Genomic DNA, 24,298 nt, shown 5'->3' on the forward strand with positions numbered 1-24,298 from the left:
TTCTACTCCATTTCCAAGGTCATTAAATACATATCTTCACCATCGATTACTTTGACATCCAAACTTTCACAAGCAGGACATTTATAAAAAATCTCTTCCAACGTTGTCTGTACACCACAGGCTTTACACTCGATCACCAACGGCTGTACATTCAACACAAAATCGGCACCGTCACACACCGTCTTCTCTTTGAATGTATTAAACGCAATCTCCAGCAAATGAGGTTCTACGCCCGACATTTTGCCAATTTTAACGATGATTTTGCTTACCGATTCGGCTTCATTTTCACGTGCTATATCCTCGCACTGGGTTAACAGTGCCTGCACGATCGAATATTCATGCATAATGGTCTCCTTTTAAATAATTTGGGGTCTGTATCGGACAAAGCTTGTAAACGAAATCTTTGCGCAGACGGTTAAAATCGCTGAGAGAATCATAAAAACTCGGATACATCTGCTCAAGCTCCGCCTCGCGGTGACGCTGAATCTCCTCCACAAAAGAAGTGTGATTTATTTTTTGACGTTTGGCGTCCAAAAGCTCATAATAACGATCTTCATCGTCACACAGCCCCTTGCAATACAGATGAAGCTCTTGTAAATAAGCTTCATCATTTTCCGATAAAACCGTGTCAACCAAACCGATAGCCTCTGCATGCACGGCACTGATCGGTAAACAGCTCTCGGTCAACTCCTGAGCCTTTTCCTCTCCGACACGGCGAGGCAGAGTATACGTCCAATACTCGCTCCCGTGAAGCCCGAGGGTTTGATAATGGGGATTGAGAACAACCCCTTCGCGCGCAACAACCAAATCGACAGCAAGAGCCAAAAAGACTCCGCCTGCCCCAGCATTACGTCGCAGGGCACTCACAGTAAGCACCTCATCGCACAATAAAATCGATTTGACCACTTCGTTCATCGAATGGATATTCGACCATCCGTCTTCATCCGATTTTTTTGAATCTTCCATGATGTTCAGATGGATGCCGTTGGAAAAAAACGCTTCTCCCCCCGTCAATACAAGTAGTTTAATCCCCGATTGTTTCAGATGATCGAACGCGTATTTCAATCGAACACACTGATGGGCACCCATCGCACCGTTATGAAAATCAAATCCGAGATACCCGATCTCATCGCGCTCAACATAAGTAATCTCTTTGAACGTCTCCATGGTCGGATCGACAAACAGCGGCAATCGATCTTCCATCACCCCTTTGAGCCGATCTTTGAGAACATACGTTGCGGGGAGTTTGATACTGGGGAGATGACGCTCTTTGAGATGGGTAATCCAGATCGCTCCATCCTTCGTCCCTAGACAAATTGCCCCCTCGCGCTTGGCCAAAATCTCTTTGATCCCCCCGCGAAGCCGCCCCTCACGATGAACACCATAAAGGGTGCACTCCAATCCTAAGATAGTATCGAGAACACCCGGATGGCTGTCGGCGGATCGGATTTTGGTGAGAATCTCCTCGGTCGTGTCGTTTTCCCAATCGATCCGACGATCGCTCTGTGTCATTGCTCTGTGTGCCGAGCCGCTCAAGCTCTCTGAGTGTTGAGCTATCGGAATAAATGTCAGATCATTGACTACCCTCAACAATTCATCCACCAACCGTATCGATAAAGCTGTTGTTTCGTTACGGTAAATCGACGCTTTGCTTCCCTGCGGCATAGCAAATGTCCCGTGGGCGTAAATATCCCCCGCATCGTACTCGCCGTTGGCGCGCAGTATCGTCACTCCCCACTCAGAGGATTGGTTCAAAATGGCCCAATCCAGCGCATGGGCACCGCGATCTCCGGCAATCCCCGGATGGACGATAAACGTCGATATCGTACTCCAGATCGTTTCCGGGATTCTCTTCTTTAAAAACGGGGCGATGATAATATCGGGGAGAAATGCTTCCGTTTCGGTGATGAGCTGTTCTTCGGTGATCGCAAAAGCGATTCCGACCTGTTCACCCCGATCTCTGAGATGACAAAATACTCTCTGCGATAGTGAATTAAAAGCACTGACCACCAATAAAATACGCAACGTTTATCCCGTTTAGCAGATTCGAGGCAATAATTCACCCGTCGGCAAATCCATAAACCGTTTCGATCCCCACGGACTGAGAAGGAGAACCCGTCCGTCATGCTGATGGGTTACCGAGGCGATGATGCTCGCCTTTGAACCCTCTTCGAATGTTTTTAACACTTCCACCGCACGCTGGGCATCGGAACGTTTAACGGCGAGGACAAACGTCCCCTCATTCGCCAAATTGTACGCTTCGAATCCCAATATCTCACAGATTCCCCGTACCTCATCGCTCACCGGAATAGCTTCTTCGTTGACTTCGATACATACCTTGGACTGCTTCGCCCATTCGTTCAACACCGCCGCCACACCGCCGCGCGTCGCATCGCGCATTGCGGTGACCGCTATCCCCTCAGAGAGAAGTTTTTCGACCAATGGCCACAACGACGTACAATCACTTTGGAGGTTACTGCTGAACTCCATCCCCTCTCGGTTGGCGAAAATCGTCGCACCGTGTTTGCCGATCTCGTTGGAGACGATGATCACATCCTCTTCACTCACGCTGTTCGAAGATATCCCGCTCTTTTGAACGACACCAACACCCGTCGTGTTAATAAAAATCTTATCGACACTTCCGCGCGGAACCACTTTGGTATCACCGCAAACGATCAGTGCACCGTTAATCTCCAGCTCTTTTTTCATCGAGCGGACGATTTTCTCCAACTCTTCGACCGAAAACCCCTCTTCGACGATGACCGCGCACGTCATATAAGTCGGTTTTGCCCCCATCATCGCAAGATCGTTGCACGTACCGCAAATACTCAGTTTCCCGATATCCCCGCCGTCAAAAAAGATAGGGCTGACGGTAAAACTGTCGGTAGTAAAGGCTAAACGCCCCCCGTCGATGATCGCTGCATCTTCGCTTTTTTCCAAAATCTCGTTTTTAAAATGTTTGTAAAATATTTTTGAGATCAGTTCACCGTTTTCTTCCCCGCCGTTGCCTTGGGCGAGTACAATATTTTTTGTCATAATAGATTCCCGTATTTATAATAAGCGGCGCATGCCCCCTCTGAACTTACCATGCAACTCCCCAATGGAGAGCTCGGCTTACATGCCGTTCCAAACACACTGCACTGTTGCGGTTTTGCGAATCCGCGCAGAATATCGCCGCAGATGCAGAGTTTGTGATCGTCGATCTCATCGTAGGGAAGCACCTCTTTGTAAAGCACTTCGGCATCGTACGCCGAAAATGCATCACGCAGTTTCAAACCGCTGTTGGGAACATTTCCCATCCCCCGCCATTTGAAGAGATCCACTTTTTCAAAATACTTCTCGATCAATGCTTGGGCTTTGAGGTTCCCCTCATGGGTGACAAGCCGTTTATACTGGATTTCTAAATCACTACGTCCCTCGTTAAACTGCTTGATCATCATATAAATCGCTTCCATCACATCAACCGGTTCAAATCCCGCAACAACGACGGGAATACGGTAATGTTCGGGGAAAACCGCATAAATCTTCGATCCGCTGATTACGCTGACGTGCGAGGGTCCGATAAAGGCATCGATACGGTGGTCGTAGCTGTTGACGTGTTCATCACGGCTATCGATCAACTCTTTCATCACTTCGGGTACGGTAACGTGGTTGATATGAAAAAAGATGTTTTTGATATCGCGTTTGATGACCACATCGAGCAATGCGGCACTCATAGGGGTGGTCGTCTCAAACCCGATCGCGAAAAAAATGATCTTTTTGGTCGGATTTTCCTCCGCTACTTTCAGCGCATCCATCGGCGAATAGACGTAACGGACATCCGCTCCTTTGGCACGGGCATCTTGGAGCGATCCGTGGCTTCCGGGAACTTTGATCATATCTCCCAGCGTGAGCAAAATCACATCCTCTTGCATCGCAAGGGTGTAGGCATGATCGATCCGCTCTTTGGGCATGATACATACGGGGCATCCCGGACCGTGAATAAAGTTGATATTCTCGGGTAACAGTTGGGTCAAACCGTATTTCATAATCGTGTGGGTATGACCGCCGCATACTTCCATGATGTTCACGGTACGATCCAGTTTTTCTGCCTCGGCAGCGATCAACTTTTGAAAGCTTTTAATCACATCGGGATTGCGAAATCCGTCATAAAGATCTTTGAGTTCGAGAGAGCTCATGGAGCTTCTCGGTTGACGCAATTATCATCATTGAGTACTAACTGCCGACGATCTTCTTCGTCAAGTTTCTCTAAAATCTCCTGATAGACTCTCAGCGATTCGAGAGCATCTTCTTCATCGATTTTGTTCATAATAAACCCGATATGCAGCAGTACATAATCGCCGATTTGCACACTTCCTTCTTCCATCAGATCCAAACCTGCGGTTCGCTGAATTCCCATCGTATCGACGGTTGCAACATTATTCTCGGTATCAATACTGACGACCTTTGAAGGTATCGATAAACACATATTAGGCTCTCATCTTTCGTTTAAATTCGATCCACTCGATAACCCGTTTTAGTGACGCTTCATCGTTGATGTTCACCTCTAAAATATCGACATTCGGTTTGATCTTTCGCGCTTCTGCTTTTTCGCGCTCGATGTCGTATTGAAAATACGGGAGCAAATCGGTTTTAGTAATAAGAATCAGATCGGCAGCTCGGAACATCACCGGATATTTGGCGATCTTATCTTCCCCCTCAGGGATAGAGACAAGAACGATATTCAAATGCGATCCCACATCGTAACTCGCCGGACAGACGAGATTTCCGACATTTTCGATAAAACAGACATCCAAAGGAGCCAACGGCAGATCATGCAATCCTTTATGAACCATAAACGCGTCCAGATGACACGCGCTTCCCGTCTGAATCTGTACCGCACTGATCCCTTTGGCGATAAGGCGATCGGCATCGCGTGAGGTTTCCAAATCCCCCTCAATCACCCCGTATTTAAACGGAGCCAAATCTGCCATTTTCTCCAAAAGGGTTGTTTTTCCGCTTCCCGGTGAGCTCATAAGGTTTATCGCTAATACCCCGTGCTCATTAAAATGCTCTCTGTTGTGATGCGCTTCCTGATCGTTTTTATCCAAAATCTTTTTGATGACCGCAATCGTTTTAGAATCGTTCAACTGCGGATTATGATGTAGTGTCTCATGTGCCGCATGATGGCTATGAGAGTGATGGTCATGATCTCCGTGATCGTGATGATGAGTGTCGTGGTCGTGGTGATGATCGTCATGATGATCATGATCGGTAATAGAACAGCCGCAGTCTTTACACATTATTAAAATCCTTATTATTTAAATTTTCTATTATTATGCCAAAAGCATATTTCCGCCCACGAGGACTGAAATAGCTCCAACCGTAGCGAAAACACGTCGTACATTTTTGATATTGGTCATAATATCTCTGTTGATCCAAGAAATGACCAAACCGAAACTAAAAAAGACCACCATAACCCCTGCGATAAAAGCCAAAACCATCGTCAAATCGACTGCTTGCCCATGTAGTACTCCGAGAGTCACCAACATACCGCGCACCCCTCCGATGCCCATCAAAACTCCCACTCCAAAAGCCGATGTAGTCGAAGAAGACTCGTGTTGGTGTTCCTTTCCGAACCAAATATGAACATGTCTTTTATTCTCATGGGTATGGGTTTTCAAATGGATTCTATTCGCATAGACCATGTATAGCAAATAGAGCCCGATGGAGAGAATCACACTCGATGCAATCACATCCCCATACGCTAAAACTTCTTCAGGCAAGGTGTAATACTGCAAGATTTTTGCAAACATAAAAAGCATTATCCCATGCCCGATGGCAAAAGCTCCCACAATCCAAAATGTTTTTTTCGTCTCTTTACCGATCGAAAAATCGGTAATCGCGCTCAAATGATCCGGCCCGAAGGCGTGCAAGATGCCATACCAAAAAATGATCATTAATCCCATTTCCATTTTCAAGCCCCTATTTATGAATAATCATTCAGAATAAGTGATTATAAGTTTTTAGAGTAAAAAGAAACTAAAATTTTTCATTTCTTATATATTTTTAGGACTAATCTCGTTTTTTGTTACATAAATAGTACTAATATTCCTATTTATATTTTTCGTGCTACACTTCCCTGCGGATGCTCGTACCAACCCGGATCGGAGTAATCCCCTTTAGGCTGATTTTTACGAACTTTTACGAGGGTAAACATTCCCCCCATCTCAATCGGACCAAACGGCCCTTGTCCGGTCATCATCGGCAGTGTATTTTCCGGCAATGCCATCCCCATATCGGTCATATCCTGCATCTCCGCCATTCCGTTTTTACCCATCGGCATATACATATAATCGGGCATTAAATCGCTGATTTTTTCGGTGAGATCGTCTTGTTTTACTCCGATCATATTGGGGACGCTGTGTCCCATCGGTCCCATCGTATGATGCGATTTATGGCAGTGAAACGACCAATCCCCCTCTTCGGTGGCAACAAATTCAAACGCTCTCACTTGTCCCACGCCGATATCAATGGTAACTTCAGGCCAACGCGCCCCTTTTGGCACCCATCCTCCATCGGTACAGGTCACTTCAAACGGATGGCCGTGCATATGAATCGGATGGTTGGTCATGGTGAGATTCCCGACACGAATACGGACACGATCCCCTTGCCGTACATTCATCGAGTCAATCCCCGGAAAAACACGGCTGTTAAAGCTCCAAAGGTTAAACTCGGTCATTGTCGCGGGATTTGGAATATACGTACCGGGTGCAACATCATAACTGGAGAGTAAAAAACAAAAATCACGCTCTACTTTATGTTCTTTTGGGCTCTTGGGATGAACGATAAACATACCCATCATCCCCATTGCCATCTGTACCATCTCATCGGCATGGGGATGATACATAAACGTCCCGCTGTGACGGAGGGTAAATTCATAGACATAGGTTTCACCCGGTTCGATACCGTGCTGTGTTAATCCGCTGACACCGTCCATCCCATTCGGCAGAATCAATCCGTGCCAATGAACCGCCGTATGCTCCGGTAGTTTATTCGTCACAATAAAGCGTACCCGATCCCCCTCAACCGCTTCGATTGTCGGTCCCGGACTTGTTCCATTGTATCCCCAGCAGTTCACCACCATCCCCGGAGCGAACTCACGCACAACAGGCTCGGCAACAATGCGAAACTCTTTGACCCCATCTTTCATTTCATAAGGGAGACTCCATCCGTTTAGCGTCACAACGGGATTGTAATTTTTTCCCTCTTGAGGCGTAATGAGCGTAGCGGGAGAGAGAACACGTTTCGGATCTTTGACGAGAGTAAGTTGGCGTTTAGGCATTGATGATGCACCATGCCCACTATGATCATGTTCTTCAGCTTTAAGAGAAGAGGCCAAACCGGCAGATGCGAGTAACGTTGCTCCAAGTCCTAAGAAATCGCGTCTATTTTGTTGCATTATGATCCCCTCCCATTACATACTCTAAATCTGCTCGCGTTTTTTGGTATTCCCCTATCGCCCTCACGGCTTCTATCTTCGCCTCACTATAGCGGCGCTGATCTGAGAGAAGTTCATAAATACCATCCAACATACCGTTATAGTAGCGCTGAGTTTCTTCCATAATATTTTGATTGGCTTTTACGATTGTTGATTGGTACTCATCCGCACTCTCATAGGCATAACGGGTCTGCGCGTATGCTTCACGCGTTTGGCTCCTAACATTAACTGCTATTTCATATAACCGTTGAACACTCTGATTGTAATACGCTTGAGTACGGCTCAGACGAGCCTGCCCCATGTCAAAAATCGGAATAGGGATTTTAAGCCCGATTGTATTGAAACGTGCCGAATCGGTACTTTTTTCACTTCCCCCTTCCACTGTTACTTCGGAGAGAAGACGGGTATTTTCGGTATATCCTGCCTCTTTTGCCGCATATTCGACTGCTTTCATAGCTGCGGCAATATCGAGGCGATTAGCAAGGGCGAGGCGTTCGAGCCCGTCACTTTTCGGCAATGCTGCAGAGAGACTCAATGCCTTCGTATCCAGTTGATATTCGGTTTGCTCAGCGTATACTCCCATCATTTTATTGAGAGCTTCACGTGCCATTGCGTTTTCCCGATTCAGACGAATCGATTCAAGGCGCGCATGGGCGTATTCATCCTGAATTTTCAAGAAGTCCCGCTTAGAAAGATTGCCTGCGCTATATTGACGCATTGCCAATTGTACTGATGCCTCATACGATTTAAGCACTTCACTATTCAATCGTACTGCCTCTTGTGCAACACGTGCATCGATATAGATCTTTTTCGCATCCCGAACGGTTCTAAGCACCTCATCCCCGACACTCAGCTTCGTCTCTTCCAGAGCCAAACCTCCGAGTTCTTTGCGCAGCGGTATCCAGAGTAAATCTAAAAAAGCAATTTCCACAGTTACCCCTGTAGTGCTCACCCCCCCGCCATGTCCGACCGAATACCCGAGTAACGGATTAGTCACTAAACCCGCTTGCACCAGATCGCTTTGGGCAATTCCGATCCGCTCATACGTTTGCTGCAGAGAGTGATTATTAATGAGAGTGATACGAACGGCATTCTCTTCACTCAGAGGCTCTTTCAAGAGGGTATTTACACGCATTCCAGCTTCATCTACTTCTTGGGGCGTTTTAAGCCAAGTGAGGTTTCCTGCTCCGCGCTTTGCAGTCATTTGATTCATCGAATCAAATACTTCCTTTTGGGAAAGTGCCGAACAACCGGACAATACCAAAAGTGCCGCTAATGACCATAAAATTTCTTTTTTCATTGTTGAGCACCGTGACGCGTTGCATTTTGATCACGTTCTTGAATACGTGCTTCTTCGCTTAAATTGATCGGAGGATTTACCGGAGCGTAGACACTCTTACCCTCTTTAACGTGTACAGAAATAGGTGACTTAACCCCTTCCTCAGCACCCAGAGAAACAATGAATACCATGGTTAAGATATAAGCCGCACGCTTCATTGTTTTTTCATCCGTACAATGACATTTTTCCCGTCTTTTTGGATGAATTCAAAATCGACTCTATCGCCTACTGACAACGGATGGGTCAACTCATGGTCGATCACATCAAACGGCATTGTCATGGATGGCCATTTCAGCTCAGGGATCGGATTATGAAAAATTCGGATACTTTCATGATTCTCCGCAATCGATTTAACCGTTCCACTGGCATGAATCGTTTGCTCGGATACTACCGTATTTTTCGGATGGGAATGATTTTCACCCATATCCATACCCCAAACCATGGGGCTAACGGCCAATACACCAATACAAACGGTACTAAAAAATTTCGCTTTCATAATCTCCCCTTTATCTTTATGAAAGCAGTTTATCACAAAAGCAAAATAGTTCATTTAACCTAATAATAACGGTGTTAACAATTTAATTTTTAATTATCTAAAAAAAGTTACCTCACCCGTGATGCTATAATTCGCACCCTATTTCATTTAAAGGTCTCTATTGCGTTCTTTCCTTTTCCTCTCCTTGTTTATTTCCACCTCATTGTTTGCTCTCGTTACCATCGCACCGGTTGATATTGGTACAAAAACCGGCATGAGCGGAAACGTTTCCGGATCGCTCAGTTCCAAAAGCGGTAACACCCAAAAAGATGAATATTCGCTTGGAGTATTGTTGCAATACGATCAAGGAATCGACTATGTAGTATGGGGGACAGTAACCTATGATTACGGAAAATCCAACGGGACAAAGAACGAAGATAAGACCTATGCCCATTTGCGTTACATACATGCCATCGATGAGCGCAAAGAGTTTACAGGCGAGTTTTTCCTACAAACCGAACAAGACAAATTCAAAGATATTAATGCACGCTCACTGGCTGGAACGGGGTTGCGTTGGCGCTTTTTAAATTCCAGCGAATGGGGGAAAGGGTATTTTGGTGCTGACGGATTATTGGAAAAAATCAATTATGCACACCAACAAAGCAATCCTAATGAAAACAACATCCGCCTCAACACTTACCTTGCTTTTACTCAAACGTTCATAAACGAATCAAAACTCAGCTATTTGGGCTATTATCAACCCAAATTCGGTGATATTTCTGATTATGTCTCTGTGCAGACACTCGAACTGATTGTTCCCATATACGGAAAATTAAATCTAAGTTTCACAGCAAAATACGGTTATGACAGTTGCCCTCCGATAGACGTCAAAAAAGAAGACACTTCCTATCTAACAAGCCTGCTTTGGATATTTTAATAGTTAAGTCACATTGTACTTTGCTACAATATCCCTTATGAAAGAGCTGCGTCACTGCATTTACTGTCATCATATACTCTATCATCTGGGTGATGGAATGGTCAAATGTTCCGCGTGTAAAAAAAAGTACAGTCCGGAAAAAGTGAAAAATACCCTCCAGATGATCGATCTATTCTGTCGCGATGAAAATGCTTTGATCGCATCCAAAAATCTCAACCTTAGCTATGTGACAGTCCTAAACTATTATCAAAAATTCCGTCACCTAGCGGCTGAATATTGCGAAGATCAATACAATCTAAATCGATCTTCAGAAACACAATACGAAGAATACCTCTACATCGAAAAATCCAAACGGCATGATAAGGGAGCTATTTTTGATTCTCATAACTTTTTAACCTTCGGATATGGAAACCATGTTTATACTCTGCTGATGCCTTCGTTAAGCATGTATAAACAACAGTTTTTGGAAGATAATCTTGAAGATGTTTATACTAAAGAGTTTTCGAAATTCATGCGAACCAGTAAAATCATCAAAATTTCCGAATATGACAATGCAATCAGCAAGTTTTGGCACTATTTTGAACAGTTTATTACTGCCTTTAAAGGGGTGAGCAATGAGCACTTCCCCTACTACCTCAAAGAGGCGGAGTTTAAATTTAACACCCCTCTCAAGGATCGCTCAAAGATTTTAGAAGAACTCTATTTCCGTCCTAGCGGGTCGGGTATTTAAACGCATAGCTTTATAATCTTTCTTTCCAGTATCCGGGTTTACGGCTATTATGCATCACGGCAAGTACAAAAATGGCATCGTGGGTTTCTTTATAAATGACAGAAAATGGAAAATGAGGTAAAACATAGCGGTGGAATCCATGTTCAAAAGGAGACCACATCTGCGGAAAATAGCTGATTGCTTCATACGAGTGTTCTAGTTGGGAAATAAATCTATACCCTAACCCGATTGAGCGCTCTTCATACCACTCATATGCGCCTTTGACATCGACGCTCACATCAGGATGAAAGCGCAACGGCTTCATTCAAGCACCTAAAATCTGATTTTTGATACTCTCCCAACTTACTGATTGTACGTCACCGTTTTCCAAGGATTCGAAACGTTTTTTCGCCAATTCCGCCCACTCAGTTTGGGCATCAGTATCCTGTACTGTATCAAGAGAGGAAATCAGGTATTGTGCGACAAACCCTTTTTCATTTGGAGTAAGTTCCTGCAAATCCTCAATCGCTTTATTCATTGCAATCGTCATAGTGTCACCTTGTGTGTGTTGACATCATTATATCGAAACTTCATTTTGGCAAATCTCATATTTTTAGACCCCTATCGGCTCGGGTATTTAAACGCATCGATAATCTCTGTAAGGTTCTTAAGTGTCTCTTTTGCTGTCCCATCGATATTTATAGTTTTTAGATAGTTAATAACTGTATTTATATAGATATCAAACCTCTCTGTAAGCTCTCTACTCAGTCCCATATGAAACGTGATGCTTTTGGGGATAATCCCGATAACGTTTGATTCCGGGAGCGGATGCCCCATCAGCTCGATCATGTCCAGACATTGCATCACTCCGACCTCATGCGCTCCGCCGCTGTTAAGCCCATACCCGCTCAGTTCATACGAGGGGATATTGTAAATGCTCCCTGCCTCATCGTCGAGGTTGATCGTATCGAGGATAATAATGCGGTCATTTTCTAAAAAGAGGTTGAGCAGATTGATCCCCTCAACCCCCCCGTTGATGATCTCTATATCTGGGCTGAAGGTATAGTTGGCATTCAGATAGGCACACGCGTAAATCCCGATACCGTCATCCTCTTCGAGAACATTACCGACTCCCAATACAACAACCGACATGAATCAGAACCCTTTTCCATGTTCGATGCTCGGGTTGGCAAACTGTTCTAAAATCTCATCCAAACTCATCACATCACTTTTGCGGGTCGCGGTGATACCGCATTTGGCGAGTTCTTCGATAATAACCTCAATATATCTATCCCATCCGGTACGCAGTGCCGGAGTCACATCAACACAGACGCTGATAATGTCCTCAGGAACAATACTGATCATCGTGCTTTGAGCACAATGCGAGGCCATTGAGCAGATTTGGAGCATCTCCGTGATCTCGACTTCATTCGCCGTTTTTTTGATCCCTTGATTGGCAATAAGCTCATCGCCGCTCATTACATCAATCGTCCCTATTGCCTTGGAATCATCGGAACTGGTATTGGCAATAATGACATACTCATATTCCTGGAGCAGCGGCATCAGACGAAACCCGAGGGTTCCACCGTCAACAATATCCAATGCGGGCTCATATGTAAAGTTCTCTTTGAGATATTTTCCGGCGTAGAGTCCGATCCCCTCATCCATAAAAAATGCATTTCCTGACCCGATCAGTGCAACGTTAGCGTTCATTCTTTTCCTTTGTGTTGTGTATAACGTAATAAAGTTGGCCTAAAGCAATGGATCCGTCATTAATCGGGGTTTGCTGTTGGGCATAAAATCGGTTCGAGTCAAACCCTCGATAAAGGCGGGACATTAGCGCATGGTTTTGAAATACTCCTCCGCCGATGACAATCGGTAATTCAGGATGTAGATTAGCGAATCTACACATTATTGCTTCAACCGTAGCGATAAAGCGGCTTGCGATAATCCGTTTCACATCCGCTTTAGCCGTTAAAACAATAATTTGTTTCACCATTTCAGAGAGATCAATCACTCCGTTCAAAAGAGTAAATTCAAACGGCTCCGTAATCGATGGATCGACAAAAGATTCCATGATCATCCCCCCCTGGCCTTCATAATCAAGCGTTTGGATAAATCCGCCCAAGGATGCTACGGCATCAAACAGCCGACCCATCGAACTGCTCAGAGGAGCATTGATTTTTTTCAACCACATATGATGAAGTGTTCTTATCTCATGGGGTAAAAAAGCTTCTGTTGTAGGAGAATTCAACTCCAGTACCTCTTCCAGACTATAAGACTCAAACAACAGTGACAATGCGATTCGGCGTGGCTCTTTAATCGCTTTATCGCCTCCAAGCAAGGTAAACGGTTTTAAAAATCCGATCCGTGTATATCCCTGTGTATCGGCAATCATAACTTCCCCGCCCCAAAGTGTCCCGTCATCACCGTATCCTGTCCCGTCAAATGCAAAACCAAGCACTTTTTCATTCAGAGTGTACTCTGCCATGCACGCCAGAATATGGGCATAATGATGCTGCAAAGTGACATGCTCTCTCTTTGTGGCAACAGCATACTGTGTCGAACTATAGTTCGGATGCAAATCGCTGGCAATCACTGTCGGTTCACATTCATAAAACCGTTTAAAGGTTTGTATCGTCCTATCAAAATAATCCTCAGCTTCCACACTTCCCAGATCACCGATATGACCGCTAAGCACCATATTTTGCTTTACACCGAGTGCAATAGCACTTTTTTGGTGCGCCCCGACTGCCAAAACGCTTTCATTAAGCATCTTCATCAAAGGAAAAGTACGAGGTGCAAACCCGCGACCCATTCGGAGCATCACCACCCTAGCCTGTGCAATTTGCACTACGGAGTCATCGAGAGCATTCACGATGGTACGATCATGAGTTAAAACAGCGTCAACCACATTACCCAATCGACTCACAATCTCATCGGTGCGGACAATAATCGGTTCATCACTTACATTGGCACTGGTCGCAACCAAAGGAAAATCGATATGCTCAAACAAAAGACGGTGTAGGGGCGTGTAAGGGAGGAAAACACCCAGTCTGTCAATAGTGGGAGCTATATATTTAGAAATGTTCGTACCTTGCTTAGCACGCACGATTACGATCGGTTTAATTGCTCCGGCAATGTGATTTCTCTCGTCCTCACTGATGAGTGTATACGTTTCCAAATCTTCCAAGGAACGAAACATCACGGCTAACGGTTTTGCGTTGCGATGTTTGCGACGACGTAATTCACTAACGGCGGCATCAGAAGTGGCATCACACATAAGATGAAATCCGCCCAGCCCTTTAAGGGCTATAATTTTCCCCTCTTTGAGCATTTTCACGGCAAGATCGAGGGGATCGCCCTCTATCACATTGGCCTTATTATCGATCATTTTCAGCTTAGGTCCGCATTGCGGACAACTTATCGGTTCGGCATGGTAACGACGAGAATTTGGATCGCTATATTCTGCTTCGCATTCCGGACACATTGTAAAATGTTTCATTGATGTTCTGACACGATCATACGGAGGAATTTGTATAATCGTATAGCGAGGCCCGCAATCAGTACAGTTGATAAACGGATAACGATATCGGCGGTTAAGGGGATCATCCATTTCTGCTTCACATGCCGGGCATAAGGCACAATCCAGAGGAATAGCGACACTCCCTTCCCCTATAAAGCTCTCTAATATTTCAAAATTATCGTATTGGATACTGTCAGGTACATCACTAATACTCATTGAATCAATACGCGCTCGCGGCGGAAGATTGGTACGAAGAGCGTTTATAAATGACGCACAACGGATGCCCTGAGCCTCAATCACAACACCCGCAGGAGTATTACATACTGTCCCTTTTATATGATGCTGTTTTGCCATACGATAAACAAATGGCCGAAATCCGACCCCTTGAACTATCCCTTGAACAAGAATACGGACACTTTGATTATAAGAAGACCCCACCGACAACGCAATTTTCCTTCCCGATCGGATAATTCACATTCAATAGCGGAGGCGTTGCTTTCAAATTTCTCTGCAACCGGCTAAAGAGCGATTGCCCTCCGAAATAACTGCCGCACAGCACAATATCCGTCGCTTTGGTTTTCTCTTTGATTTCATTCAAAAGTTCACTGAAATAGTCTCCGAACGATTCGAAGATAGAATAGCTTAGATATACTGAATCTACCCCCGCAATTTGATAGCTGATAATACTGGATAAAAAGGCGACATGATTAAATCGATTGTCGTGCACTTTGGTATCGATTTGAAGTCCCCCTTTACCAATAAATTTTAGAGCTTCTCGCATGACTCCTTCATAACTCTTATCTTCCAGCCCCAAAATCATTGCCGTCGCTTCGAAAAGAGTGACATCGCTGTGTTCGAGGTCTAAGAGTAGCTCATATACATGCGGTAATTTATTTTTGATGTTATCCATCAATCGATCCGAGCCCTCACGCAAAGTGCCCATTTTATCGATCAATCCTGCCGCGCTAAACGTATGCGGAGGAACAAGACGAATCACTTTTTTACCGTCATAATAGAGAAATGACGGTTCATCCTGGAAATAAGCCCCCACAACTTTACTTCCGAATTTACCGTGCTCCGCAATAACCGACATAAAAGAGGCTTCATCTTCAGCCATAGTGTGAAAATTATTTGACTCAACGGCAGGTGTCTCTGTTTCAAGCTGATTGACTTTAAACGTTGATGCAGACGTGAAACGCCCCATTTGATCAAACAACATCCCTTTATCATCTCTAATCCCGACAAGCCCGTGCGCGATACTTACAGTATCAGTTCCGATCGCTAAACGTGAAGGGAACGAAACCCGTTCACCTGAAGTAATAAATTTGATATCTTTGTTTATAAAAAGGCGGATATCACTTTGATACTGGATATTCAAGTCAAATTCCATCACGAAATCAGCTTCACACGGGCTTTCCAATGCTTCATAAACAATGTAGTCCAGTCCCAGCAGCGTCAACTCTTTTCCTAGTAAAATGGAAAAGCCCTCATCAGGATATTTAACATCTATAGAGGTGCCAAAGGTATTTCTGAGGTTTTCATCTTTGAGCGCCACATGCAATATAGGGCGTTCAATGCTAAGCAATGCATTAAACTCATCATTAATCAAAGAGCAATACTCTGTGATTTTTGTTGCATTAACCAACATTAATACGCAGCCGTACTCCAGTTTCTCTGCACGGTAAAAACGACGGTATCCCATCGTTGTTTTCATCAACAATGTTTTACCGTCGCGCAATGCTTTTGCGGCGACTTCAAACATTGTTCTAAAGCTTCCCGGATCGTTGGCATAACGCTCTTTGTCTTTATGCAATAATTTGACGGGGATACCGCACTCATGACATGAGTTCAATACCTGTTTTTCACGACGACCGAGACTTTTGGACTCCTGTTCGCATGTCGAACACGGTTGCACATAACTAAGGGAGGTATTGCTCCGTTCATACGGATAGTGTTCAAAAAAAGCGTATTGCCCACCACAATGGGTACATTGAGTAAAGGGATAATAATAACGTTTTGACGAAGGATCAAACATCTCTTTCTGACAACTCGGACAAAGTCCAAGACCAAGAGGATATTCAATGTCGAAACTAGGAAGCTCTTCAGGCTCCCCCTCCATATCATAATGTTGTGAACTTGTCATAAAACACGAAGCCGGAAGGGTAAGTCCAATCTCTTCAATACACTCTTGAAGTTTTTCGTGATTGCTCTCAAAAGCACAAATAATTTTTGATTTTTGCTGATGAACAACTGCTTTAATGTTAAAAGAGCGGATCGTAGAAATCAAATAATTTTTTATATAAGGTTGAGAAAAAGAGGTCATCACCTCTAACGTAAATGCCATAATAATCCTTCATGATACTAAATCGATAGTTCTTTCATCCATCCCCCGCAGGGAATATATGAAAACTCTATGAAAAAAGCCGAAGAGCTTTCGCTTCTTCGGCTTGCTTGGAAAGAATGATTTCTTCCTCTCTAAAAGTGCAGAATCTATTTTTTGCCGGCTTTATCATCTTTGACGAATTTTGAACCGCCGACCACGATAGCGATATCCGCCTCTTTCCAGAAAATTGTTCTCCATACCTGATAATAGATATGAAACACAATCCAGGAAATGATAAACCACATTGTATAGTGATGTGACAACCGTACATCCATTTTACTTCCGCCGGTCACATACAATGTCCAGTCAGTGGCAACATGTAACATCCACGGCCACCACGATCCGATTGAACTTAGTCCTGATCCCAATCCCCACACGTACATTTGGAGACCGGTAAACAGCATCCAAAGAAGGAGCAAATGGAAAATCGTGAAATAGACCGTATTAAAACTGTCCGAATGTGTTGAGTCGAACTCATTTTTACGGTTCAACGTCATCAAATTGACGACGACATCTTTAAACTCCGTAAGGTTTTTCGCATTTGGAATCACCTTTTTATACGGCTTTTCAAAACGGCTGAAAAAATACAGATAGACGATCGCAACCGATGTCACATCAAAGATGATCGCAATAATAAAGTGCCCGTAACGATTCCATGCCATAACATATTTATCGACTGCACCGTCAGCAATGAATGTCTGATAATACGGATGCCCGATATAAAGACCTGTCGCAATCGCTCCGATCATACTAAACGCATTAATCCAATGGATAATGCGCATGGCCGGCGTCATACGTTTAACTTGTTTGTACCCCTGATTCATGTTAACTCCTTAGATACTGCAAGAGGTATCTACTTTGTAAACAGCAAGCTCTTTACCTTTGGTATCGACAACGTGTACGGCACAAGCGATACATGGGTCAAAACTGTGAATAGTTCGGATGATCTCCAACGGTTGTTCAGGATTGGCTACTTTGGTCCCGATCAAACTCGCTTCATACGCACCCATACGTCCTTTATAGTCACGTGGAGCTGCATTCCAGGTTGAAGGAACGACCGCTTGGTAATTAATTACCTTTCCATCTGCGATACTGACCCAGTGTCCCAAAGAACCGCGCGGTGCTTCTGCAAGTCCCATACCTTTGGTACTCATACTGACTTCGTCGAAATTAAAATCAGTCCATGTTTTAAGGTCGCCAGCCGCAGCATTCGCCGCTAGTTCATCTACCCATTCTAGCATCACATCAGTCATTAGTGAGGTCTCAATAGCACGCGCTGCCGTACGCCCGATAGTACTGAACAATACTGTGATCGGAAGATTGCCGCGTTGTAAAAACTCGGTAACGTATTTTGTAATACGTTTGTCTTTTCGTGCGACACCGATAACCATACGAGCCAACGGCCCCACTTCCACACGGGTATCATTGTAAATCGGAGATTTAATCCAACTGTATTTCTCTTTTGTTTTGAGATAAGCGATACCGTCTTCGCGTTTATCAAGACCGGTATATTCCGGAATCGTTTGACCGTCATACGGATGAAGAGGTTTATCCCCTTTGTACCATGAGTGAGTCACATCTTCCGCAATTTTTGCTTGATCTACATCGGCTACTTTACTGATATCACCACCGTAAACGACACCGCTTGGGAAGAGAAGTGCTGATTTATAAAAACCGGTATCATCCAAACGGAAATCACCGTAACTCATATAGTTCAGCAATCCACCGCCGGTTCCACCGACCCCTTTTCCAGCCATAAGCTCTGTAAATGTCGCTTTTGAATCGGTTGCTTCGCCGGCATACATTGTTCCTGCCATATAGACATCCGGCAAATACGCTTCTTTTATAAATTTACGCCCTTCAAGTAGAAGTGATTTAAATAGTGCGATACGTGCCGGGTTTTGAATATCCTGAACACACGTTACCCCACCGACAACGATAGATTGTGGATGCGGATTTTTCCCACCGAAAATTGCCTGCATTTTTGCCAAATCACGTTGGATATCCAATGCTTGCAAGTAGTGGGCAACACCGATAAGGTTTTGTTCCGGAGTCAATTTATAATGAGCATTTCCCCAATATCCATTACCGAAAATACCCAAACGCCCTTGTTTTACAAATTTAGCCACACGATCTTGAATCGCTTTAAATTCACTCTCTCCGTCAATATACGGAGATTCTCCTGCAACAGTTGCCCATTTACGTGCTTCTGCCGCCGTTTTAGCCGGATCCGCCGAAAGAGCTGAAACAACATCGACAAAATCCAGTGCATGAAGATGATAGAAGTGAACCAAGTGATCGTGCACATACAATGCACCCTGGATCAAGTTTCTTACAATACGTGCATTTTTAGGAATAGTAATCTTAAACGCATCTTCAACCGCTTCGATAGAACGTTGATAGTGTGTACCGGTACAAACACCGCAAATACGCATTGCCAACAATCCGCAGTCACGTGGGTCACGCCCTTGTAGAATCGTCTCAATACCACGAAACATTGTTGAAGCACTGTATGCATCGACAATGGTATTATTCTCATCAATTACTGCTTCAATACGCAAATGCCCTTCAATACGTGTGATAGGGTCAACTACAATATGTTTACTCATGGCTCTCTCCTGATTTTTCTCGTTTACCTGCTATGGCACTGGCTGCTGCGTGGATACCGATACCGATACCGACTGCCGTCAACATGCCCAAACCGAATTCATCAACGGTTTTTTCTACTCCACCTGTCGGTGCTTTGATTTTTGCATCCGCCATTGGACGCTCATACGCGTATTTATCCCAGAAATCGGGTTCTGAACATCCGATACATCCGCGTCCGACACCGATCGGCCAGTTAACCGCATCGTTGTAACGGACAATGGAACAGTTGTTAAAGGTCATAGGCCCTTTACAACCCATTTTATAGAGACAGAAATTGTTTTGAGCCCCTTTGTCACCCCATTCTTCAACGTATTCACCCGCATCAAAGTGTGCACGACGTTCGCAGTTATCATGAATACGATAACCGAATGCAAATTTAGGACGTAATAGTGAATCAAGTTCAGGGATTTGTCCTGTCAATAAATAATGTAAAATTACCCCGACCATATTTGCCGGATTAGCCGGACACGCAGGGATATTAATAATCGGTTTGTTTTTAACCACACTCATAACCCCAACTGCACCGGTTGGGTTTGGAGAAGCCGCCGGAATACCGCCGAATGTAGCACATGCACCTACAGCTACAACTGCCGCCGCGTTTTCAGAACAGCGCATAAGATGATCATGGAACGTTTCACCGGCTGCACCGATAGTTCCGTATTTACCGTCCATTCCCATAGGGATAGAACCTTCAACAAACAAAAGATATTTTCCTTTGAAAAGTTCCATAGCCTCATCAAGCTGTTTTTCAGCCTGATGACCGGAGGCAGCTTGCAACGTCTCATGATATTCGAGAGAAATGATATCAAGTACGATCTCATCGATTTTAGGTCCGTCTGCACGCAAAAGCGCTTCGGAGTTACCCGCACAGTCTTGAAGCTCCAGCCAAATAACGGGAGCGCGGTTCATCATAACTGCCGCATCGGCAACCAATGGTGTAAACATAGGAGGAAGCATCAACATAGCTGTCGTCGCACTCGCCCATTTCATAAACTCTCGTCTGTCAATGCCATTCTCTTCTAAAAGCTCTGAAAAATCGAGTCTATTCGCAGGCGTTTGTGCACGCATTTCATTTAATCGCGCTTCACATTTTACGAACAACTCTTGGTAATACGTATCACCCTTGTTCGTTTCAACGCGCGAACTTTTCGAAGTAAACAGTTTTTTAACTGCTTCTATTTTATCGGACATGGTCCCCTCCTCAAATTTTTATGAACAATCATTCAGTATTGTACGTCTGGATAACTTAAACGAATATTTAAAAGGTAAAATTTAATTTAAAAAGGGAGTTTGTTATTCAAATTTAGGACTTATACTGGTATTTTTAACATTTTAGACCGATAAATAAATATTATTTTATAAGTAAGTGATAGATTTTGAAAAAGTTATTTTACAGCGGAAGTAGAAACCTCAATCAACCAACACGATTCCCATCGTTTCGAGCAGAAAAAGTGCCTCATATCGGTTGAAAATAGCCCCCTTGAGATGGTTGGAGCGTATATCGATAGAGGTGTTGGAAGCGTCGGTAAAGTTGGCTTCCTCCAAATGAGTATTGCCGAACAGCGCCCCTTTGAAATCGCTCAGGGTGAAATCGGCTTTTTGAAACGTTCCGTTGCGAAAATCGACCTCTTTAGCTCGGCACTCCCGCATTATCAATCCCTCTATGTTCAGACCGAAAAAATTGCTGTCGTTTAGAATGCACTCGCGAAAGCGGATCGGGTCGGCATTGAGAAGGCTCTTCCAATCCGCCATCGTCCAGTCGATCCCGATCATCTTGCACGAAACAAACTCGACGTCGCTCATTTTGGTGTTGGTGAGCTTCATGAGGCTCAGGTTGCAGTTTTCGAAACGGCATTCGGTAAATTTGCAGGAGGAAAAAAAGGTTTCGCTGAAATCGCAGGAGACGAAGGTGCAGTCATCGAATTCGGCTTTGGTGATCTTTTTGCCGTGCAGATCAACGCCCTCGAATTTTTCGGCGAATACGTCCATGGTATCTATAATAGTCATATAAGCCCTTTTTGAAATACTGATCGGTTTTATTTTAATGCGTCGTACACACCGAACAGACATCAAAGGTGCGGAATAGGAGCGACGCTTTCGCGATCGATTCTGCTCCGATCATCGCCTTCTGCGCCACACCGAGATTCGTTTGCGTTCCGTTCCCCAGATTCCACTGCGTCGGGGTGATAATCGAATACGATACTATTTTCCCCTTTTCTATCGTAGCACGGTGGATCAGTGATCCGCGCGGCGCTTCGATAATCCCGAGCCCTTCCCCGCTGATGCTCTCAATAGAGGGAGGGGTAATGAATGAAGGCTGAGAAAGATCAAGTGATGTCAAAAGCTGCCGCACGTGTGCACACAAAGATACCATCTCCTCGACCCGAGCCGTAATCCGTGTCACCGCACTGTCTCCGTATAAACGATGCAGAGCACTCACGCCTGTATGTTCCTGAACCAAAGCACGCGCCAACGGTCCCGTCTCAAAAAATTCTCCGTTGTAGAGGGCATTTTTGGCATAGGTATTTCCCCCTTCCGCAAAGGTATTGGAAATATCTTCACTCACATTATCCGAACTCGCACTGCTGCGTTCTAAATGAACGATAATCTCTTGGGTCTCACCCAGAACCAAGAATCGACCGTGACTTTTGCCCTGTTCCAAAAGTCCAAGCCGCTCAAAATTGCGTAATACGGTTCCGAAATCCCCTTTGAGACTCAACAATGTGTTTTGGCTCATCGCTTGGTTAAACGCCTCAGGAGTGCATCCCAATACCTCATCAGCAATAAACCGCTCCACTTCGGAGAGAATTTTCAGCGCCTGCATCACCTCGATATAGGTCGGATCGCACGTCACCCCTCCCGGGATAGCATACGAGCTATGGGGCCACTGACCGCTGAAAAGGGCACACAACTGATTTACTTGAGACGATACATACAAAGCTTTAAGCGCTACCTTCGGCTCTTTTTCTAAAAGCTTGCCACTCTCATGGAGCATTATCAAATAGAGCCATTTGATATGGTTTTGGATCAATTCGCACGAGAGCGTGATTTGACGAATAGCCTTTGCCTTATCGCTGATACGTATCTTGACCCCTGCATTCTGGTAGATATTTTCGATCATTTTCACCGTGGCAATCAGATGCGAATGACCGCAGATACCGCAGACACGGGGAGTGATCACCAACGCATCGAGGGCATTACGCCCTTCCAAAATCGCTTCCATTCCCCGAAAATGTAAAAAACGGATATTGGCATCTCGGACGATTCCGCTTTTATCGGTTTTAAAATCGAGTACCGCTTCCCCCTCGATCCGCTCGATCAGTTCATGCGTTATCATCGATCAACCTCTCTTCGAGCCGTTTAATATGGAACGATTTTGCCGCTCCTGCCAGAGCCAGATAGCTCCGTTTCGGTATCCCCAACGGCATCTCTGAGGGAATTGACATGTACGTTTTCGTCGAGAAAAGATTGCTTTTGGGGAAAGTAGGTTCGGTGCATCCGACACACGGTGTGCCTGCTCTGGTTTTGGAACTCACCTCATTCCAGAGAATTTTATTGCAGCTGCCATGCGTCATCGGGCCCTGACACCCTTGAGCATAAAAGAGACACCCCTCTTTGGTTCCGAAATGATCGCTGTCCACTTTCCACTCAAAATACTCATTGCGTAAACATCCGTTATGGACAAGATAAGAATAAAGCGCTTTCGGACGGCGATACTCATCCACCGCAATCGTTTTGCCCGAAACGATCATATCGATGACAAAACTGAGCCACTTCGGATGGGCGGGACAGCCGCTGAGGGTAATCACTTTCTCTCGCATAGAACGTAAGGGACCACTCTCCTGCTCTTTATCAAATAATATTCCGCTGATATGCTCCGGTGCCCCCTCTTTAAAAATCCCTCCGAAGCTTGCGCAGCTTCCCATCGCAATAATATGTTTGGTTTTGGAAGCAAGCGCAAGTAAAAGGGTCTCCATTGGCACCCCCGCACGCTCAAAAGAAGCACTGTATGCCCCCTCGAAAATGAGGATATCCGATTTAGGAATTTTTTTTACCACCTCTTTGAGTGTTTTTTGAGCGGGGAGGATCGGATGATGGATAAATTCTACTTCATCCAAAAGCGTTCCCAACAAGGGATCATTTAAAAAAGAGTGGGTATTGCCGTTGCAGGTGATTCCCTGCAGCCAAATGATTTTGAGTTTAGTTGGATTTGAGGGCATTGTAGATGTTATCGCTGATGGAGGATTCATAACTCTCCAACGGTTTGGGAAGAATTTTTTCACCGTTTATAAATACCATCCCGCCCAAGTACCCCATAAAAAGACCGAATGCGCTAAAAAATTCCTGATCTTTGAGTTCGCCTGATCGAACCCCTTCTTCGAAAAAAATCATCAGTTCCGTCACAAAGGCGGATACACAGATCATCCCTTCACAACAGTTTTGAAATACTTCACGATTCGACAGATAAACTCTCAAAAAATATTCAATCGTCTCAGGGCGTTCTTGTGCAATTTTAAAATACATATGAACAATTGCTTCTATTTTCTCTTTGGTGTTGAGAGGGCTCTCATTGATTTTCCGAATCTCTTCCCCCAGTATATTGGCGATATAGAGTATTAAATCCTTCGCCAACATCTCTTTCGAGGTAAAATAATTATAAAGATTTCCGACACTCATTCCGATTTTTTCAGCTATAGAGGGCATTGTCGTTTGGTAAAACCCCTCTTTGGAAAATAATTCCAATGCTTTTGTCATGATGGAAACTTTACGTTCTTCTTTTGTTAATCGTGCCAAATTCTA

At 44.6% G+C, this 24,298-nt stretch carries 26 protein-coding genes; 2 read left to right on the forward strand and 24 right to left on the reverse strand.

What is annotated here, in order from left to right; all coding sequences use genetic code 11:
- Window positions 1-2: 2 nt before the first annotated feature.
- The 11 genes from hypA to PHI47_RS03730 all read right to left on the reverse strand — a co-directional run bounded on the left by hypA (window position 3) and on the right by PHI47_RS03730 (window position 9,315).
- On the reverse strand, window positions 3-344 hold the full coding sequence (gene hypA / locus PHI47_RS03680; protein ID WP_299933883.1) for a hydrogenase maturation nickel metallochaperone HypA: 342 nt from the start codon (window positions 342-344) through the stop codon (window positions 3-5).
- Window positions 337-2,025 carry a hydrogenase maturation protein gene (locus tag PHI47_RS03685; protein ID WP_299933885.1) on the reverse strand — a complete coding sequence of 563 codons (1,689 nt, stop codon included), beginning with the start codon at window positions 2,023-2,025 and terminating at the stop codon, window positions 337-339. The genes hypA and PHI47_RS03685 overlap by 8 nt, the downstream gene beginning before the upstream one ends.
- Before the next feature lie 12 nt (window positions 2,026-2,037).
- The gene (gene hypE, locus PHI47_RS03690) at window positions 2,038-3,036 is read right to left on the reverse strand and encodes a hydrogenase expression/formation protein HypE (RefSeq protein ID WP_299933887.1); all 999 of its coding nucleotides are present in this window, start codon (window positions 3,034-3,036) and stop codon (window positions 2,038-2,040) included.
- Window positions 3,033-4,178 carry a hydrogenase formation protein HypD gene (gene hypD / locus PHI47_RS03695; RefSeq protein WP_299933889.1) on the reverse strand — a complete coding sequence of 382 codons (1,146 nt, stop codon included), beginning with the start codon at window positions 4,176-4,178 and terminating at the stop codon, window positions 3,033-3,035. Before hypD ends, hypE begins: the two co-directional genes overlap by 4 nt.
- The gene (locus PHI47_RS03700) at window positions 4,175-4,468 is read right to left on the reverse strand and encodes a HypC/HybG/HupF family hydrogenase formation chaperone (protein WP_299933891.1); all 294 of its coding nucleotides are present in this window, start codon (window positions 4,466-4,468) and stop codon (window positions 4,175-4,177) included. Before PHI47_RS03700 ends, hypD begins: the two co-directional genes overlap by 4 nt.
- 1 nt (window position 4,469) lies before the next feature.
- Window positions 4,470-5,282, reverse strand: coding sequence for a hydrogenase nickel incorporation protein HypB (hypB, locus tag PHI47_RS03705; RefSeq protein WP_299933893.1), 813 nt, complete (start codon window positions 5,280-5,282; stop codon window positions 4,470-4,472).
- Window positions 5,283-5,315: 33 nt separating this feature from the next.
- Window positions 5,316-5,954 carry a hypothetical protein gene (locus tag PHI47_RS03710; protein ID WP_299933895.1) on the reverse strand — a complete coding sequence of 213 codons (639 nt, stop codon included), beginning with the start codon at window positions 5,952-5,954 and terminating at the stop codon, window positions 5,316-5,318.
- Window positions 5,955-6,097: 143 nt separating this feature from the next.
- The gene (locus PHI47_RS03715) at window positions 6,098-7,441 is read right to left on the reverse strand and encodes a copper oxidase (RefSeq protein ID WP_299933897.1); all 1,344 of its coding nucleotides are present in this window, start codon (window positions 7,439-7,441) and stop codon (window positions 6,098-6,100) included.
- The gene (locus PHI47_RS03720; protein WP_299933899.1) at window positions 7,428-8,780 is read right to left on the reverse strand and encodes a TolC family protein; all 1,353 of its coding nucleotides are present in this window, start codon (window positions 8,778-8,780) and stop codon (window positions 7,428-7,430) included. The genes PHI47_RS03715 and PHI47_RS03720 overlap by 14 nt, the downstream gene beginning before the upstream one ends.
- On the reverse strand, window positions 8,777-8,977 hold the full coding sequence (locus tag PHI47_RS03725) for a hypothetical protein (protein WP_299933901.1): 201 nt from the start codon (window positions 8,975-8,977) through the stop codon (window positions 8,777-8,779). Before PHI47_RS03725 ends, PHI47_RS03720 begins: the two co-directional genes overlap by 4 nt.
- Window positions 8,974-9,315 (reverse strand): copper-binding protein, encoded by a 342-nt coding sequence (locus PHI47_RS03730; protein ID WP_299933902.1) that lies wholly within the window; start codon window positions 9,313-9,315, stop codon window positions 8,974-8,976. Before PHI47_RS03730 ends, PHI47_RS03725 begins: the two co-directional genes overlap by 4 nt.
- Window positions 9,316-9,475: 160 nt before the next feature.
- Here PHI47_RS03730 and PHI47_RS03735 point away from each other — a divergent pair, with 160 nt between their 5' ends.
- Window positions 9,476-10,231 carry a DUF481 domain-containing protein gene (locus PHI47_RS03735; RefSeq protein WP_299933904.1) on the forward strand — a complete coding sequence of 252 codons (756 nt, stop codon included), beginning with the start codon at window positions 9,476-9,478 and terminating at the stop codon, window positions 10,229-10,231.
- Window positions 10,232-10,268: 37 nt separating this feature from the next.
- On the forward strand, window positions 10,269-10,961 hold the full coding sequence (locus tag PHI47_RS03740; RefSeq protein WP_299933906.1) for a transposase: 693 nt from the start codon (window positions 10,269-10,271) through the stop codon (window positions 10,959-10,961).
- A 10-nt stretch (window positions 10,962-10,971) separates the two neighbouring features.
- Here PHI47_RS03740 and PHI47_RS03745 read toward each other — a convergent pair whose 3' ends face one another.
- The 13 genes from PHI47_RS03745 to PHI47_RS03805 form a co-directional block, all read right to left on the reverse strand.
- Window positions 10,972-11,265, reverse strand: coding sequence for a type II toxin-antitoxin system RelE/ParE family toxin (locus PHI47_RS03745; RefSeq protein ID WP_299933908.1), 294 nt, complete (start codon window positions 11,263-11,265; stop codon window positions 10,972-10,974).
- Window positions 11,266-11,490: an addiction module protein gene (locus tag PHI47_RS03750; RefSeq protein WP_299933910.1), complete on the reverse strand. Its 225-nt coding sequence runs from the start codon at window positions 11,488-11,490 to the stop codon at window positions 11,266-11,268.
- 71 nt (window positions 11,491-11,561) lie between these two features.
- On the reverse strand, window positions 11,562-12,092 hold the full coding sequence (locus tag PHI47_RS03755; protein WP_299933912.1) for a hydrogenase maturation protease: 531 nt from the start codon (window positions 12,090-12,092) through the stop codon (window positions 11,562-11,564).
- A 3-nt stretch (window positions 12,093-12,095) separates the two neighbouring features.
- Window positions 12,096-12,653, reverse strand: a complete 558-nt coding sequence (locus tag PHI47_RS03760) for a hydrogenase maturation protease (RefSeq protein WP_299933914.1) — start codon at window positions 12,651-12,653, stop codon at window positions 12,096-12,098.
- Window positions 12,643-14,904, reverse strand: coding sequence for a carbamoyltransferase HypF (gene hypF / locus PHI47_RS03765; protein WP_299933916.1), 2,262 nt, complete (start codon window positions 14,902-14,904; stop codon window positions 12,643-12,645). The genes PHI47_RS03760 and hypF overlap by 11 nt, the downstream gene beginning before the upstream one ends.
- Window positions 14,888-16,810, reverse strand: a complete 1,923-nt coding sequence (locus PHI47_RS03770; RefSeq protein ID WP_299933918.1) for a hypothetical protein — start codon at window positions 16,808-16,810, stop codon at window positions 14,888-14,890. Before PHI47_RS03770 ends, hypF begins: the two co-directional genes overlap by 17 nt.
- 146 nt (window positions 16,811-16,956) lie before the next feature.
- Window positions 16,957-17,673, reverse strand: a complete 717-nt coding sequence (locus tag PHI47_RS03775; RefSeq protein ID WP_299933920.1) for a cytochrome b/b6 domain-containing protein — start codon at window positions 17,671-17,673, stop codon at window positions 16,957-16,959.
- A gap of 9 nt (window positions 17,674-17,682) precedes the next feature.
- A complete protein-coding gene (locus PHI47_RS03780; RefSeq protein ID WP_299933922.1) occupies window positions 17,683-19,458 on the reverse strand; it encodes a nickel-dependent hydrogenase large subunit in 1,776 nt (591 codons plus the stop codon).
- On the reverse strand, window positions 19,451-20,689 hold the full coding sequence (locus PHI47_RS03785; protein ID WP_299933924.1) for a hydrogenase small subunit: 1,239 nt from the start codon (window positions 20,687-20,689) through the stop codon (window positions 19,451-19,453). The genes PHI47_RS03780 and PHI47_RS03785 overlap by 8 nt, the downstream gene beginning before the upstream one ends.
- Window positions 20,690-20,908: 219 nt before the next feature.
- Window positions 20,909-21,505 (reverse strand): pentapeptide repeat-containing protein, encoded by a 597-nt coding sequence (locus PHI47_RS03790; RefSeq protein WP_299933926.1) that lies wholly within the window; start codon window positions 21,503-21,505, stop codon window positions 20,909-20,911.
- Between the two features lie 34 nt (window positions 21,506-21,539).
- Window positions 21,540-22,835, reverse strand: a complete 1,296-nt coding sequence (locus tag PHI47_RS03795; protein ID WP_299933928.1) for a nickel-dependent hydrogenase large subunit — start codon at window positions 22,833-22,835, stop codon at window positions 21,540-21,542.
- Window positions 22,822-23,718 carry a hydrogenase gene (locus PHI47_RS03800; protein ID WP_299933930.1) on the reverse strand — a complete coding sequence of 299 codons (897 nt, stop codon included), beginning with the start codon at window positions 23,716-23,718 and terminating at the stop codon, window positions 22,822-22,824. The genes PHI47_RS03795 and PHI47_RS03800 overlap by 14 nt, the downstream gene beginning before the upstream one ends.
- On the reverse strand, window positions 23,699-24,292 hold the full coding sequence (locus PHI47_RS03805; RefSeq protein ID WP_299933932.1) for a TetR/AcrR family transcriptional regulator: 594 nt from the start codon (window positions 24,290-24,292) through the stop codon (window positions 23,699-23,701). Before PHI47_RS03805 ends, PHI47_RS03800 begins: the two co-directional genes overlap by 20 nt.
- Window positions 24,293-24,298: the final 6 nt, after the last annotated feature.

It is taken from the genome of Sulfuricurvum sp. (genome assembly GCF_028713855.1).
Taxonomy (GTDB): domain Bacteria; phylum Campylobacterota; class Campylobacteria; order Campylobacterales; family Sulfurimonadaceae; genus Sulfuricurvum.

Excerpts from the sequence above, each read along its gene's own strand:
- PHI47_RS03800 (WP_299933930.1), bottom strand. The coding sequence starts at position 23,718 with ATGCCCTCAAATCCAACTAAACTCAAAATCATTTGGCTGCAGGGAATC.
- hypD (WP_299933889.1), bottom strand. The coding sequence starts at position 4,178 with ATGAGCTCTCTCGAACTCAAAGATCTTTATGACGGATTTCGCAATCCC.
- PHI47_RS03770 (WP_299933918.1), bottom strand. The coding sequence starts at position 16,810 with ATGGCATTTACGTTAGAGGTGATGACCTCTTTTTCTCAACCTTATATA.
- PHI47_RS03745 (WP_299933908.1), bottom strand. The coding sequence starts at position 11,265 with ATGAAGCCGTTGCGCTTTCATCCTGATGTGAGCGTCGATGTCAAAGGC.
- PHI47_RS03720 (WP_299933899.1), bottom strand. The coding sequence starts at position 8,780 with ATGAAAAAAGAAATTTTATGGTCATTAGCGGCACTTTTGGTATTGTCC.
- PHI47_RS03795 (WP_299933928.1), bottom strand. The coding sequence starts at position 22,835 with ATGATAACGCATGAACTGATCGAGCGGATCGAGGGGGAAGCGGTACTC.
- hypA (WP_299933883.1), bottom strand. The coding sequence starts at position 344 with ATGCATGAATATTCGATCGTGCAGGCACTGTTAACCCAGTGCGAGGAT.
- PHI47_RS03730 (WP_299933902.1), bottom strand. The coding sequence starts at position 9,315 with ATGAAAGCGAAATTTTTTAGTACCGTTTGTATTGGTGTATTGGCCGTT.
- PHI47_RS03715 (WP_299933897.1), bottom strand. The coding sequence starts at position 7,441 with ATGCAACAAAATAGACGCGATTTCTTAGGACTTGGAGCAACGTTACTC.
- hypE (WP_299933887.1), bottom strand. The coding sequence starts at position 3,036 with ATGACAAAAAATATTGTACTCGCCCAAGGCAACGGCGGGGAAGAAAAC.
- PHI47_RS03760 (WP_299933914.1), bottom strand. The coding sequence starts at position 12,653 with ATGAACGCTAACGTTGCACTGATCGGGTCAGGAAATGCATTTTTTATG.
- PHI47_RS03775 (WP_299933920.1), bottom strand. The coding sequence starts at position 17,673 with ATGAATCAGGGGTACAAACAAGTTAAACGTATGACGCCGGCCATGCGC.
- PHI47_RS03785 (WP_299933924.1), bottom strand. The coding sequence starts at position 20,689 with ATGTCCGATAAAATAGAAGCAGTTAAAAAACTGTTTACTTCGAAAAGT.
- PHI47_RS03710 (WP_299933895.1), bottom strand. The coding sequence starts at position 5,954 with ATGGAAATGGGATTAATGATCATTTTTTGGTATGGCATCTTGCACGCC.
- PHI47_RS03725 (WP_299933901.1), bottom strand. The coding sequence starts at position 8,977 with ATGAAGCGTGCGGCTTATATCTTAACCATGGTATTCATTGTTTCTCTG.
- hypB (WP_299933893.1), bottom strand. The coding sequence starts at position 5,282 with ATGTGTAAAGACTGCGGCTGTTCTATTACCGATCATGATCATCATGAC.
- PHI47_RS03790 (WP_299933926.1), bottom strand. The coding sequence starts at position 21,505 with ATGACTATTATAGATACCATGGACGTATTCGCCGAAAAATTCGAGGGC.
- PHI47_RS03740 (WP_299933906.1), top strand. The coding sequence starts at position 10,269 with ATGAAAGAGCTGCGTCACTGCATTTACTGTCATCATATACTCTATCAT.
- PHI47_RS03750 (WP_299933910.1), bottom strand. The coding sequence starts at position 11,490 with ATGACGATTGCAATGAATAAAGCGATTGAGGATTTGCAGGAACTTACT.
- PHI47_RS03755 (WP_299933912.1), bottom strand. The coding sequence starts at position 12,092 with ATGTCGGTTGTTGTATTGGGAGTCGGTAATGTTCTCGAAGAGGATGAC.
- PHI47_RS03780 (WP_299933922.1), bottom strand. The coding sequence starts at position 19,458 with ATGAGTAAACATATTGTAGTTGACCCTATCACACGTATTGAAGGGCAT.
- PHI47_RS03700 (WP_299933891.1), bottom strand. The coding sequence starts at position 4,468 with ATGTGTTTATCGATACCTTCAAAGGTCGTCAGTATTGATACCGAGAAT.